At 47.8% G+C, this 15,065-nt stretch carries 9 protein-coding genes; 6 read left to right on the top strand and 3 right to left on the bottom strand.

Annotated features, from left to right (window positions below; genetic code table 11):
* Nucleotides 1-123 precede the first annotated feature (123 nt).
* The 5 genes from purL to glnB all read left to right on the top strand — a co-directional run bounded on the left by purL (nt 124) and on the right by glnB (nt 8,450).
* Entirely contained in the window at nt 124-4,011 is a 3,888-nt protein-coding gene (purL, locus tag GC128_RS20270; protein WP_151995818.1) for a phosphoribosylformylglycinamidine synthase, read from the top strand.
* Between the two features lie 588 nt (nt 4,012-4,599).
* Nucleotides 4,600-5,982, top strand: coding sequence for a sensor histidine kinase (locus GC128_RS20265; RefSeq protein ID WP_151995837.1), 1,383 nt, complete (start codon nt 4,600-4,602; stop codon nt 5,980-5,982).
* A 3-nt stretch (nt 5,983-5,985) separates the two neighbouring features.
* A complete protein-coding gene (qseG, locus tag GC128_RS20260) occupies nt 5,986-6,705 on the top strand; it encodes a two-component system QseEF-associated lipoprotein QseG (protein WP_151995817.1) in 720 nt (239 codons plus the stop codon).
* Nucleotides 6,702-8,039, top strand: coding sequence for a two-component system response regulator GlrR (glrR, locus tag GC128_RS20255; RefSeq protein ID WP_064513100.1), 1,338 nt, complete (start codon nt 6,702-6,704; stop codon nt 8,037-8,039). The genes qseG and glrR overlap by 4 nt, the downstream gene beginning before the upstream one ends.
* Before the next feature lie 72 nt (nt 8,040-8,111).
* Entirely contained in the window at nt 8,112-8,450 is a 339-nt protein-coding gene (gene glnB / locus GC128_RS20250; RefSeq protein WP_002438074.1) for a nitrogen regulatory protein P-II, read from the top strand.
* A gap of 93 nt (nt 8,451-8,543) precedes the next feature.
* Here glnB and hmpA read toward each other — a convergent pair whose 3' ends face one another.
* Entirely contained in the window at nt 8,544-9,734 is a 1,191-nt protein-coding gene (gene hmpA, locus GC128_RS20245; protein ID WP_151995816.1) for an NO-inducible flavohemoprotein, read from the bottom strand.
* 345 nt (nt 9,735-10,079) lie between these two features.
* Between hmpA and glyA the strand changes: the two genes are divergently transcribed.
* Nucleotides 10,080-11,333 (top strand): serine hydroxymethyltransferase, encoded by a 1,254-nt coding sequence (gene glyA, locus GC128_RS20240; protein ID WP_034459245.1) that lies wholly within the window; start codon nt 10,080-10,082, stop codon nt 11,331-11,333.
* A 182-nt stretch (nt 11,334-11,515) separates the two neighbouring features.
* Here the strand turns inward: glyA and GC128_RS20235 are convergent, their stop codons facing one another.
* Nucleotides 11,516-13,816 (bottom strand): beta-galactosidase, encoded by a 2,301-nt coding sequence (locus tag GC128_RS20235; RefSeq protein WP_151995815.1) that lies wholly within the window; start codon nt 13,814-13,816, stop codon nt 11,516-11,518.
* The gene (locus GC128_RS20230; protein ID WP_151995814.1) at nt 13,813-15,042 is read right to left on the bottom strand and encodes an oligosaccharide MFS transporter; all 1,230 of its coding nucleotides are present in this window, start codon (nt 15,040-15,042) and stop codon (nt 13,813-13,815) included. The genes GC128_RS20235 and GC128_RS20230 overlap by 4 nt, the downstream gene beginning before the upstream one ends.
* Between the last annotated feature and the right edge of the window lie 23 nt (nt 15,043-15,065).

Here is a 15,065-nt window from a genome sequence, read left to right as displayed (position 1 = left end):
AAGTAATCCACTTATTTATACGCAAACGGTTTCGTCACGGCGATGGATTATCTATAATGGCGCCCGTTTTCCCCTTGCGCCCACTGAAGCGTCCCTTGGCGTTTCGAAGACGAGAGATCTTTGATGATGGAAATTCTGCGTGGTTCGCCCGCTTTATCGGCATTTCGTATTAACAAATTACTGGCCCGCTTTAATGACGCCAACCTTCCGGTCAGCGACATTTATGCCGAGTATGTTCACTTTGCCGATCTCGACGCGCCGTTAACGGCTGAAGAGCACGCCCGTCTGCAACGGTTGTTGAAATATGGTCCAACCCTTGCCGACCACGCCCCGACCGGCGACCTGATTCTGGTCACGCCGCGTCCTGGCACCATCTCACCCTGGTCCTCCAAAGCCACCGACATTGCCCACAACTGCGATCTGGCCAAAGTTAAGCGCCTTGAGCGCGGCGTGGCGTATTACATCACTGCCAGCACGTTGACTGATGCACAGCGCCAGGAAGTTGCCGCGCTGCTACACGACCGCATGATGGAAAGCGTATTTGGTTCGCTTGATGGTGCACAGCAGTTGTTCTCTCATCACACGCCTGCGCCGGTGCAAAGTGTTGACCTGCTCACGCAAGGTCGCGAAGCACTGGTTGAAGCCAACATCCGTTTAGGGCTGGCTTTAGCAGAAGATGAGATCGACTACTTACAGGATGCGTTCACCAAACTGGGGCGCAACCCGAACGACATCGAGCTGTATATGTTCGCGCAGGCCAACTCCGAACATTGCCGCCACAAAATCTTTAACGCCGACTGGGTTATCGACGGCGTTGAACAGCCTAAATCGCTGTTCAAAATGATTAAAAACACCTTCGAGAAAAACCCTGAATACGTGTTATCAGCTTATAAAGATAACGCCGCAGTCATGGAAGGCTCACAGGTTGGGCGCTTCTTTGCCGACCATGAAGCAGGGCGCTACGACTATCACCAGGAAGATGCTCATATCCTGATGAAAGTCGAAACCCACAACCACCCAACAGCTATTTCTCCATGGCCGGGTGCTGCAACTGGCTCCGGTGGTGAAATCCGTGATGAAGGTGCGACGGGCCGTGGTGCTAAACCGAAAGCAGGTCTGGTTGGTTTCTCGGTATCAAACCTGCGCATTCCTGGCTTTGAACAGCCGTGGGAAGAGGATTTCGGCAAGCCGGATCGCATCGTCACCGCGCTGGATATCATGACTGATGGCCCTCTGGGTGGTGCGGCGTTTAACAACGAATTCGGTCGCCCGGCTCTGACTGGCTACTTCCGTACTTACGAAGAGAAAGTGAATAGCCATAACGGCGAAGAGTTACGTGGTTACCACAAGCCAATCATGCTGGCTGGTGGCATCGGTAACATTCGTGCCGACCACGTTCAGAAAGGCGAAATTACCGTGGGCGCGAAACTTATTGTGCTCGGTGGCCCATCAATGAACATTGGTCTGGGTGGCGGTGCTGCATCCTCTATGGCATCCGGTCAATCTGACGCAGATCTGGATTTTGCATCCGTACAGCGTGACAACCCAGAAATGGAACGTCGCTGCCAGGAAGTTATCGACCGCTGCTGGGAATTGGGCGATGCCAACCCGATTCTGTTTATTCATGATGTGGGCGCAGGCGGTCTGTCTAATGCAATGCCTGAACTGGTGAGCGATGGCGGTCGTGGTGGTCGTTTCGAACTGCGCGATATTCTGAACGACGAACCTGGCATGAGCCCGCTGGAAGTATGGTGTAACGAATCCCAGGAACGTTATGTTCTGGCCGTTGCGCCAGACCAGTTGCAGCTATTTGACGAACTGTGCCGCCGTGAACGTGCGCCATATGCCGTCATCGGTGAAGCGACTGAAGAAAAACATCTGACGCTCAACGACAGCCATTTCGGCAACCAGCCGATTGATATGCCGCTGGATGTGCTGCTCGGTAAAACGCCGAAAATGGAACGTAACGTTGAAACCCTGAAAGCGAAGGGCGACGCGCTGGACACTCGCAACATCACCATCGCAGATGCAGTTAACCGCGTATTGCACTTGCCGACGGTTGCTGAGAAAACCTTCCTTGTGACCATTGGTGACCGTTCGGTTACCGGTATGGTTGCCCGTGACCAGATGGTTGGCCCGTGGCAAATCCCGGTTGCTAACTGTGCCGTAACCACAGCAAGTCTTGATAGCTATTATGGCGAAGCGATGTCGCTTGGCGAACGCGCACCCGTTGCGCTGCTTGACTTTGCAGCATCGGGCCGCCTGGCTGTTGGTGAAGCACTGACCAACATTGCGGCGACGCAAATTGGCGAACTCAACCGCATTAAACTCTCCGCAAACTGGATGTCCGCCGCAGGTCACCCTGGTGAAGACGCTGGTCTTTATGAAGCGGTAAAAGCAGTGGGTGAAGAACTTTGCCCAACGCTTGGCCTGACCATTCCGGTCGGCAAAGATTCGATGTCGATGAAAACTCGCTGGCAGGAGGGCACCGAGCAACGCGAGATGACCTCTCCGCTGTCGCTGGTTATCACCGCATTTGCCCGTGTTGAAGATGTGCGCCGTACCGTAACGCCACAGCTTCAAACTGAAGATAACGCCCTGTTGCTGATTGATTTGGGCGTGGGCCACAACGCGCTGGGTGCTACGGCGCTCTCTCAGGTTTACCGCCAACTGGGCGACAAACCTGCGGACGTTCGTAGTGCCGAACAACTGAAAGGCTTCTTTAACGCGATTCAGGCGCTGGTGGCCGAACAGAAACTGCTGGCTTACCATGACCGTTCCGACGGCGGTCTGTTGGTCACTCTGGCAGAGATGGCATTTGCTGGTCACTGTGGCGTGGAAGCGGATATCGCCACACTGGGTAACGACCATCTGGCGGCGCTGTTTAACGAAGAGTTAGGCGCGGTAATCCAGGTTAAAGCGGCAGATCGCGAGACGGTTGAGAAAACACTGGCGGACCACGGCCTGGCAGATTGTGTTCACTTCCTCGGTAAAGCTGTTGTGGGTGACCGTTTCACGCTGACAGCTGATAAGCACGCGGTGTTTAGCGAAAGTCGCACCACGCTTCGCATGTGGTGGGCAGAAACCACATGGCAGATGCAGCGCCTGCGTGATAACCCAGAATGTGCTGATCAAGAGCATGAAGCGAAAGCCAATGACAACGATCCTGGCCTGAACGTTAAGCTCAGCTTCGACATCAAAGAAGATATCGCGGCACCATTTATCGCTAAAGGTGCTCGTCCGAAAGTTGCCGTACTGCGCGAGCAGGGTGTGAACTCCCACGTTGAAATGGCGGCAGCCTTCCACCGTGCTGGCTTTGATGCCATCGACGTGCATATGAGTGATTTGCTGGCGGGCCGTCGTGGTCTGGAAGATTTCCAGGCGCTGGTAGCGTGTGGCGGCTTCTCTTATGGTGACGTATTGGGTGCCGGTGAAGGTTGGGCGAAGTCCATTCTCTTTAACTCACGCGTACGTGACGAGTTTGAAACCTTCTTCCACCGTCCGCAAACCCTGGCATTGGGCGTGTGTAACGGTTGCCAGATGATGTCGAATCTGCGTGAACTGATTCCAGGCAGCGACCTGTGGCCGCGTTTTGTACGTAACCATTCTGATCGCTTTGAAGCGCGTTTCAGCCTGGTTGAAGTCACTTCAAGCCCGTCGCTGTTGTTGCAAGGCATGGTCGGTTCGCATATGCCAATCGCGGTTTCACACGGCGAAGGGCATGTTGAAGTGCGCGATGCGGCACACCTTGCGGCGCTGGAAAGCAAAGGCCTGGTGGCACTGCGCTTCATCGATAACTTCGGTAAAGTCACGCAGAATTACCCGGCGAACCCGAACGGTTCACCAAACGGTATCACTGCGGTAACCAACGAAAGCGGGCGTGTCACCATTATGATGCCGCACCCTGAGCGGGTGTTCCGTACTGTTAGCAACTCCTGGCACCCAGCCGAGTGGGGCGAAGATAGCCCGTGGATGCGTATTTTCCGCAATGCGCGTAAGCAACTTGGTTAAGCCTTAATAGAATCCCTGCTCCGGCAGGGATTTTTTTGTCACTAAAACCCGACATTCATTATTTTTTACTGTCTCCAAATGGAGACGTTTAACCTGTTGATTTTAAAGGTCTGTGAGGCGGAGCTTTATTGGTGTTGCTAAATAGCGACAGTGCGTTCAAAAAATAGCCTATGTTATTCATGTGCGTTATTGCAAATAAACATAATGGAAACATTGATGTATGTAATTTGTAGCAACTGTGGCACATATAATGCATAATACTGCGCAGTGGCTCATTCACCTTCTTATGTCAGCCCCCGCAAGGGTTGTGCTACATAAACCATAGAATGATGCACTCAAGGTGCCTGCCGTCCGACTTTTGATTATTGCCAGTCTTGTACTGCTTTATCATGCTCCGGGCGAAACGTTGAGTAAGGCACCGCCTGATTCCAGAACAAAGGCAGAGATTATTCTCTGCCTTTGTTGTTTCTGCGTTCAAGACTTTAAACTCCCGCCAATCCCCGCTAGCATCAAATTATCCGCAGTCCCAATGAGATAAGTCTATTGAACCAGTGGCATTTTTTCCCGCGATCCTTACGTCAGCTCGTCATGATGGCCTTTTTGCTGGTGTTGGTTCCACTATTGGTTCTGGCATGGCAAGCCTGGCAAAGCCTTAATGCGCTCAGCGATCAGGCTGCGTTAACGAATCGCACCACGCTGGTTGATGCTCGCCGCAGTGAAGCCATGACAAACGTTGCTCTGGAAATGGAACGTAGCTATCGCCAATATTGTGTGCTGGATGATGCAACGCTTGAGACGGTCTACCAGGGGCAGCGTAAGCGTTACACGCAAATGCTCGAAGCGCATTCCGGTGTTTTGCCTGATAACCATCTTTATAAAGACCTCAGCCAGTCGTTAAACGACCTTGCCAACATACAATGCAAAAATAGCGGCCCAGATACCGCTGCTGCTGCACACCTTGAAAACTTCGCGGCCAAAAATGCTGAGATGGTACAAGCGACACGCGCGGTGGTGTTTTCCCGCGGACAGCAACTTCAACAAGAGATTGCCGAGCGCGGGCAGTTCTTTGGCTGGCAGGCGCTGGTGTTATTCCTGTTGAGCTTTGCATTGGTCATTATCTTTACGCGCATGATTATCGGCCCGGTGAAAGGTATCGAGAAGATGATTAATTTACTCGGTGAGGGGCGTTCATTGGGTAATTCGGTATTGTTTAAAGGACCGAGGGAACTACGTTCTGTAGGGCAGCGAATTGTCTGGCTCAGTGAGCGCCTTTCCTGGCTTGAGTCCCAGCGCCACGAATTTTTGCGCCATATTTCCCACGAATTAAAAACACCGCTAGCCAGTATGCGTGAAGGTACTGAATTGCTTGCCGATCAGGTTGTTGGGCCGCTGACCACCGACCAAAAAGAGGTGGTGGAAATTCTTGATAACAGTAGCCGCCACTTACAAAAATTGATTGAGCAGTTACTGGATTACAACCGTAAACTGGCAGATGTCCCACTCGAGATGGGTAAAGTTGAACTGGCACCGCTGGTGGATGTCATTATTGCCTCTCACAGTTTGCCTGCACGGGCTAAAATGATGCGTACCGAGTGTGATATTAGCCCGGTTGCTTGTCTGGCGGAGCCGATGTTGTTAATGAGCGTGCTGGATAATCTCTATTCCAATGCGGTGCACTATGGGTCTGAATCCGGTACCATTTATCTACGAAGCTCGCAGGTGGGTCACTTGCTCTATATTGATGTCGGTAACACTGGCGACCCCATTCCGTCCGCGGAGCGAGAGATGATCTTTGAACCTTTTTATCAGGGAAGCCACCAGCGTAAAGGTGCAGTTAAAGGTAGCGGCCTGGGGTTGAGTATCGCCCAGGATTGTATCCGTCGTATGCATGGCGAATTGCACCTGATTGATGATGAAACGGCAGATGTCTGCTTCCGTATCGAGTTACCTGTCTTTCCCGAGAACAAATAAAAAATGAAAGCGACTATTTTTCACGTGTTGCGTAACGGCTTAATTCCATGCCTACGCAGCCCAGTTTCAATTCGCCCGCTGTCCGCATTACTTGTGCCATTACTTCTGGCGAGCTGTGTTCAGAATACTGTGCCAAAAGATGTTAAACACCCACAACTAGCAGAAGAGCCGGAACAGCAACTGGCCGATTACTTGTCTACGGATTGTGAGGATATCTGGCAAAACCAGAGCCACGACTCAATGAGTAACCCTCTGTATTGGCTTCGGGCGATGGACTGCGCAGAACGTTTAGCGCCGATTCAGGCACGAGCTGAAGCACGTCGCTGGCCATCTGATAGCTGGCGCGACACGTTCAAAAGAGGGATTTTGTTGGCGAATGCCAAAATTAGCCCAACCGAACGCCGCCGTTACATGGTTAAGCTGGATACGATGACGACAGAAGTGCCTTCACAGGTGCGCTCGTTATTCCAGGTCTGGCGTGATGGGCAAGCATCGTTGCTCGCGCTGTCAGATGAACGTACCCGCTACAGCAAACTACAACAGTCGTCAGACAACGAGCTGGATACGTTGCGTGAACAACAGCAACGTCTCAGAGGCCAGCTCAGCCTGACGACTCGCAAACTGGAAAACCTGACGGACATCGAACGCCAGCTTTCCAGCCGCAAACCTGCCGGTGCTGAGTTGCCGGACAATACCAAGCCCGCGCAGGAGGCGAAACCATGACGCAACGTAAGCCTGCAAGACTCCTGTTGGTCGATGACGATCCGGGCCTGCTTAAACTTCTCGGTATGCGCCTGACCAGTGAAGGTTATACCGTTTCCACCGCGGAAAGTGGTGCTGAAGGGTTACGTCTCCTGGGACGAGAAAAAATCGACTTAGTGATTAGCGACCTGCGGATGGACGAGATGGATGGTATGGCACTATTTGCCGAAATCCAGAAAGCACAACCGGGAATGCCGGTTATCATTCTGACCGCTCATGGTTCTATTCCGGATGCCGTGGCCGCAACACAGCAGGGCGTATTTAGTTTCTTGACTAAACCGGTTGATAAAGACGCGCTCTACAAGGCGATTGACGATGCTCTCGAGCATACGGTCACTGCCGGTGATGATATGTGGCGCGACACTATTGTTACACGCAGCCCTACGATGCTGCGCTTGTTGGATCAGGCGCGCATGGTGGCTCAGTCGGATGTCAGCGTGCTGATCAACGGGCAAAGTGGGACCGGTAAAGAGATCCTCGCGCAGGCTATTCACAACGCTAGTCCGCGCAGCAAGAAGGCATTTATCGCTATTAACTGCGGCGCGTTGCCGGAACAGTTGCTGGAATCCGAACTGTTTGGTCATTCACGCGGCGCATTTACTGGCGCGGTCAGCAGCAGAGAAGGGCTGTTCCAGGCCGCAGAAGGCGGAACGTTATTCCTTGATGAAATTGGCGATATGCCGATTCCTTTGCAGGTCAAATTACTGCGCGTGTTGCAGGAGCGCAAAGTGCGCCCGCTAGGCAGTAACCGCGATCTCGATATCGACGTACGTATTCTTTCCGCTACCCACCGCGATTTACCCAAAGCGATGGAGCGCGGTGAGTTCCGTGAAGATCTGTTTTACCGTCTGAACGTGGTGAGCCTGAAGATCCCGGCGCTGCAAGAACGCGCGGAGGATGTACCTTTGCTGGCAAATCATTTATTGCGCCAGTCTGCCGATCGCCACAAGCCGTTTGTTCGTAGCTTTTCGACCGATGCAATGAAACGCCTGATGGCGGCAAGTTGGCCTGGAAACGTGCGCCAGTTGGTTAACGTGATTGAACAGTGCGTTGCTTTGACATCCGCTCCCGTTATCAGCGAAGCGCTGGTCCAGCAGGCTCTGGAAGGTGAGAATACTGCGCTGCCTACTTTCGTTGAAGCACGTAACCAGTTCGAGCTGAACTATCTGCGAAAATTGCTGCAAATGACCAAAGGTAATGTTACCCAGGCCGCGCGCGTAGCGGGGCGTAACCGTACTGAATTCTACAAATTACTCTCAAGGCATGAACTCGATGCCAATGACTTTAAAGAGTAGTTTGTGGTAATTTGAAACCACGATTACTGTAACCAGGCAGCACACTTGAGTTGTGCGGGAACCGGAAATACCATGAAAAAAATTGATGCGATTATTAAACCGTTCAAACTGGATGACGTGCGCGAAGCGCTGGCAGAAGTTGGCATCACCGGCATGACGGTAACTGAAGTTAAAGGTTTTGGTCGTCAGAAAGGGCACACCGAATTGTACCGTGGTGCGGAGTACATGGTGGATTTCCTGCCAAAAGTAAAAATTGAAATTGTCGTCACAGACGACATCGTTGATACCTGCGTGGACACCATTATCCGTACTGCGCAAACCGGTAAAATCGGCGATGGTAAAATCTTTGTCTTTGATGTGGCGCGCGTAGTGCGTATTCGTACTGGCGAAGAAGACGACGCAGCAATTTAATAATTGTATGTCGGATGTCGCTTACGCTAATCCGACCTACGAAAAGCAGCGCCACGGTGGATTAGCGCGAGCGACATCCACCGTGTTTTTTGATCACATCACTTTATGCGGACCAAAACATTCATAATGAATCTGGTCTTGCTCAACACCCAACTTCACCAATTGCTCAGCAGCAAAACGCATAAAACTCAACGGGCCGCACAGATAAAACTGCATATCTGGCGCGCTGATTTTGCTCTCAAGTGCGACTAAATCCATCAGCCCTTCGCTATCAAATTTTGCCTGCGCACGGCAACGTTCGGATGGTGTGCGATACCATACGTGGCGCTCAAAGCGTGGCAACTGTTCACCCAGGTGATTCACTTCATCCGCAAATGCATGTACGTCACCATGTTCAGCTGCATGGAACCAGTTCACCTGCGCGCTATGATCATTTTTCGCCAGCGTATCGAGCATTGCCAGCATCGGCGTTTGGCCAACACCTGCTGAAATCAACGTAACCGGTGTTTGCGCGTTCACGTCCATAAAGAAATCACCAGCAGGCGCAGCCAGATGCACTTCATCGCCCACTTGCGCGTGATTGTGTAACCAGCTTGAAACCTGGCCTAAATCTTCGCGTTTCACCGCAATGCGATAGCTTTTGCCATCTGGCTTGCGGGTCAGGGAATATTGGCGAATCTCCTGATGCGGGAAGCCTTCAGGTTTGAGCCATACGCCAAGGTATTGGCCTGGTTGATAATCCGCGACCGGTTTAGCATCCACCGGTTCAAATTCAAAACTGGTGATAAGTGCGCTTTGTGGCTCTTTTGCCACAATACGGAACGCGCGAGTGCCTTCCCAGCCGCCATTTTTTGCCGCGTTATCCTGGTAGATTTCCGCTTCACGATTGATAAACACGCCCGCCAGCACGCCATACGCTTTGCCCCACGCATCCAATACTTCCTGGCCCGGGCTAAACATTTCATCCAGCGTTGCTAACAGGTGACCACCGACGATGTCGTACTGCTCCGGTTTAATCTGGAAACTGGTGTGTTTCTGCGCGATTTTTTCTACCGCTGGTAGTAACACCGCCAGATTTTCAATGTTAGTCGCGTAAGCACAGATGGCATTGAACAGCGCTTCACGCTGATCGCCATTGCGCTGGTTGCTCATATTGAAGATCTCTTTCAACTCAGGATTATGGCTGAACATGCGATCGTAAAAGTGCGCGGTAAGTTTTGGACCGGTTGCTGCAAGCAGGGGAATAGTCGATTTCACTGTAGCGATGGTTTGTGCATCAAGCATGGTATTTCTCCATTTTCGGGCAGGTTTTTTAAATGATGTATTTTAAATGCATCTTATAAAACTCGCCGCCAAAATAAAAGTACTACATTGTAAATGGATACTTACTGAGTCGATTCGGCTCACAGAACATGAAATTTCTGCATGTTGATGATGAATTAATATCCGCAGAAATAGCTTGCCACTTTTGGCTTCAAACCCTTGCTGGATGCCGAGCCAATCGTTTGCGTAAAAACCTCTGTCAAGACCTATCACCTGATACCAATTCGGTTTACACTGTTGCCCGTTGTTTGAGAGAGCCCTCAAAGCTGTTCGAATTTTTACTGTTAGCTGAGTCTGGAGATGCGAATGTTAAAACGTGAAATGAACATTGCCGATTACGATGCCGATTTATGGCAGGCCATGGAGCAAGAAAAAGTACGTCAGGAAGAGCACATTGAACTGATCGCCTCCGAAAACTACACCAGCCCACGCGTGATGCAGGCTCAGGGTTCTCAGTTAACCAACAAATACGCTGAAGGCTACCCAGGCAAACGCTACTACGGCGGTTGCGAATACGTTGATGTGGTTGAACAACTGGCTATCGACCGTGCAAAAGAGTTGTTCGGCGCTGATTACGCTAACGTGCAACCGCACTCCGGTTCACAGGCTAACTTCGCGGTATACACCACTTTGCTGGAACCAGGCGACACCGTTCTGGGTATGAACCTGGCACACGGCGGCCACCTGACTCACGGCTCCCCGGTAAACTTCTCCGGTAAGCTGTACAACATCGTTCCTTATGGTATCGATGAAAGCGGTCATATCGACTACGCAGACCTGGAAAAACAAGCTAAAGCCCATAAGCCGAAAATGATCATCGGTGGCTTCTCTGCTTATTCCGGCGTGGTTGATTGGGCAAAAATGCGTGAAATCGCGGACATGGTTGATGCCAAACTGTTCGTGGACATGGCACACGTTGCTGGCCTGATTGCCGCGGGCGTTTACCCGAACCCGGTTCCACATGCGCACGTTGTGACAACCACTACGCACAAAACTCTGGCAGGCCCACGCGGTGGTTTAATCCTCGCGAAAGGCGGCAGCGAAGAGCTGTATAAGAAACTGAACTCCGCTGTGTTCCCAGGCGCGCAGGGCGGCCCACTGATGCACGTCATCGCGGGTAAAGCTGTTGCACTGAAAGAAGCAATGGAACCTGAGTTCAAAACTTACCAGCAGCAAGTTGCTAAGAATGCAAAAGCAATGGTTTCTGTGTTCCTGGATCGCGGTTACAAAGTGGTTTCTGGCGGTACTGACAACCACCTGTTCCTGCTGGATCTGGTTGATAAAAACCTGACCGGTAAAGAAGCAGATGCTGCATTGGGTCGCGCGAATATCACCGTGAACAAAAACAGCGTGCCAAACGATCCGAAGAGCCCGTTTGTGACTTCTGGTATCCGTATCGGTACTCCAGCGGTAACTCGCCGTGGCTTCAATGAAGCAGACGTTCGTGAACTGGCTGGCTGGATGTGTGATGTGCTTGATAGCATCAACGACGAAGCTGTTATCGAACGCACCAAGCAAAAAGTTCTCGATATCTGCGCACGTTTACCTGTGTACGCATAATCTTTCGTGCACAAGATTTACCTGCTTAATTGCTCAAAGCCCACATACTCGTGGGCTTTGCTATGTTGAAGGTTACTGCTTCCGAGCTGCCAGGTTAGCATTTCGATAAAAAACAACCCCAAAATAATAATCAGTCAGGTCCACCGCTTTATTTAGGGGGGACCTGCTATTTACTAATAATATTATAAAGTGAACTCGTAAACTGGTTGTACCCTTATTTCGACGAATTCAGCAATTTCACTCACTGCACTTTCACTTCTTGCTGCCATTGGAGAGTCAGTTTTAACATGCTTACCTTCGCGGACAGGCGATATTTTCAAAAATATTTCATGTTCTGATAATGGTAAAAGATGCTTTTTAAGACCAATAACCCAGTCATCACCATTGTGATAATTATCATGAATAAGTTTATTATTAATAAATGAATAGCCAATGTCACCCAGGTATTTAATATGAAGGCGAGCATCTTTAATTAGTTGCAATGCATTGCTATCAATAGATAAACGACAATGTTTTCCATTATTACTAAACTGTTTCTCAATACCAATGTTTATTGCATCTTTAGATAGTTTGTAATACACCCTCTCACCTACGGTTTTTTTATCGCCTGATTGCTCAAGTTTTTGAATGATAGACGTACAGGGTAAATTAATTAAAGTACAAATATCAATAACATTACTGTCAGATTCAAATCTGACTTTATCTTTTTCTGCTAAAACTACAGCGTTTGTTATAATAACTTGTTTCTGTCCTTCAAAATCAAATACCCACAAATTTTCACTTTCATTTTCTGACAGTGTGATAATTTCAAATTGATTGTTTTCTAGATCATGGAATTTGAATGGTACTGAACCAGATATTGCAATTAGATCATCACTTATATTGTTAGTCACTGCATCGGTGAAGATACTTTCTCGTTTAAAATAATACTCACCTGGCATGCCATCAGGAGTGAAAAATAAATATTTATTTACCCCATTTTGAAAAATGTGAGTAATTAATTGACACGTGGCGTATCTAAGTGTTGTCGAGCCCATTTTAAAGTTAAATGGAAGGATACAGTTCTCTTCTTTTTTCAGTGATAAACCCTTTAAAGCAAGCTGACCGTCTCTAAGGTCAATGTTAATATCAAAATTGTCCTTGTTAATGTTTTCAATGTGATCCTGGAAGTTATTGATGAACAAGAAACCACGGTCTTCTTTGGCTCTCACAGCAAATCTAATGGTTTCGAGATCATCGGGATTGATAGATTGAGAGTTCTCTGGAAGAAATGTTTTCATCGAACAGAATTCTTCGCTGTACGTGTTAAGGAAATAATGCAGGCGCTTTAGTCGTTTGTACGACTCACGTACTTGTCCAAATTCACCTATCGCGGCTTGATAATCATATGATATTTTTGGTGTAACTGTTTCATTCAGGTAAGGAGTCAGTTTCCCAGTTGGGTTTGAACCACCATGAAAAACATAATAGCCAAGTAAATTACATCCGCCAGCAATCTTGATGTTAGACATTGCATCAATGCTTTTATAAGGTAATTGGAATCGATAGTTATAAAAAACAGTCATCCCACCTGCCATTTCGCAGCAAGCATAAGGAACTTGCTCCGGCTCATAAAGAGGCTCAAAGTTATATGTCGAACCTATTTCATTATTATGAAAGTCTCGATATATAAATTCAGGCGTTAATGGATGTTCGCTAACATCACCATAAAATATCCATGGCCAATATGCATATCCCCCCCAGAGTGGCAATACTTGGTCAGGTCTGGCAAATGAACCCCCCCAGCCAGTTCCAGTATAGAATGCAGGGTTTATATCATGTTTGAGAGCAATTCTCTTTAATTCATCAATATGCTCATAGCCATCTTCACCAGTGGTACACCATTCATTGCTGGTACCGGTAGTTATCTCCCATGGGGCGCTCGAGTGACCAAATTCATTTTCAAGCTGTACACCAATAATGGGTCCGCCATCTTTAATGAAAAATCCCTTTACCTGTTGACCGATTTCACCATACAGGCGGTCAACTAGTTTTAGATAGTCAGGGTCGTTGCTTCTTACTCGACATGGTTCTCCATATAGCCAATCAGGAAAACCACCATTGCGGATCTCTCCATGACAAAAAGGTCCAATTCTAATAATTACATATAAATCATGTTTTGCACAAAGAGAAATGAATTTATTAATATTTAAATTGTCATTCCAGTTGTACACTCCTTTCATTTCTTCGTGATGATTCCAGATGATATACGTGGGGATGATATTGATACCACACATCTTTATTTTGATGATTTCATCTTCCCACTGAGTGTGCTCATATCTGCTGAAGTGAAACTCACCGCTGATGCCATAAAAAGGTTTATCTTCAATTGTCATGAAATAATTAGTGAAGTTTACCTTTTTCTCTTGATTGCTATCAATATGCGTCGACATATTGATGTTAAAGATATTCTTATCTGCATTAATCAAATTTATTCGATTCATAACACAACCTCTTTTTGAATTTCTTTAGTCAAACTATTTTTATCAGATTTTAATGTCAGCAATGCAAATGTTGTAAATGTTAAACTTATAACACCTAAGATCATGTAGGTTTTCCTGTAATCAAGAACTTCATACATGTGGCCAATTATTGGGGAGAGAATGGCCGTGGCTAATGACATGCTAAACAAATAGGAAAGATAGGTTGTTGAGGCCATTTTGCTATTAAAGTTGAATGATATATATTTAAATATCGTTACCACAATAAGTGGTTTCTCTATAGCATGTAACATTTTCATGGCGGCGATCCATACTGTACCCCATGGCATTGCTGAACCGATAATTCTGAATGACATAATAAATCCAGCCAGAATTAAGCAGTTTTTAGCACCAAACTTATTCACGATAAAAGGCATTAAACAAAGGAAGATTGTTTCACCAACAACCTGAACAGATGCCAGATCACCAAACCACTTATTTCCTTCTTCTTTAGATGCGAAGAATGAAACAAAATAATTACCAAATTGTTGGTCGTAAACCTCATAGACGCAACTGACACCAATACCAAACACCAGCAGATACCAAAATTGTTTGTTCTGGATTAGATTACTGACATCTTTAATGGAAACAGAACTGGAGGTGTTGATGTCAACATCAGAGACATCTACTTTAGTTAACCAGAAAAATATTAATGCAAGGATAGCGGATGCTGATGCAAACCAAAATGCGAAATCAGGCGTGTGAGTAATAGCGCGACCAACAATAAATGTTGCCGCTGCCCATCCGAGAGAACCCCACATACGCACCCGACCATATTCAAATCCGCACTTCCTTGAAACCTTATCAATGTATGAATCAATAACGCCATATCCTGCGTTAAAAACTAATGACAGGTAAATTGAACCTATCAGCAATCCAATCCAGAAGTGGCTAACTAACAACGGGGCATAAACATAGATAAAAAATGGTCCGATTGGGATTAATATAAAAAGAATTGCATAAACGAAATTTTTACGTAATCCAAATTTATCGGAGATGTAGCCAAAAAAAGGTTGTAATACCATAGCACAAATACTCATACCCATATAAAGAAAACCGGTATTTGTACTGTTAATATTTAAGGCTTGATTCAACCATATGACAAAAAAGGACATGGCTGCTGACCATGTAAACAGATAGAGAAAGTCAAATATACTTAATGTTATGTAGTTTCTTTTACTATGTATCATATCGGGAATCCTTATCATTTTTA

The sequence above is a fragment of the Buttiauxella massiliensis genome, from assembly GCF_902500225.1.
Classification (GTDB): Bacteria; Pseudomonadota; Gammaproteobacteria; order Enterobacterales; family Enterobacteriaceae; genus Buttiauxella; species Buttiauxella massiliensis.
This window is presented reverse-complemented; position numbering and strand designations above follow the sequence as displayed.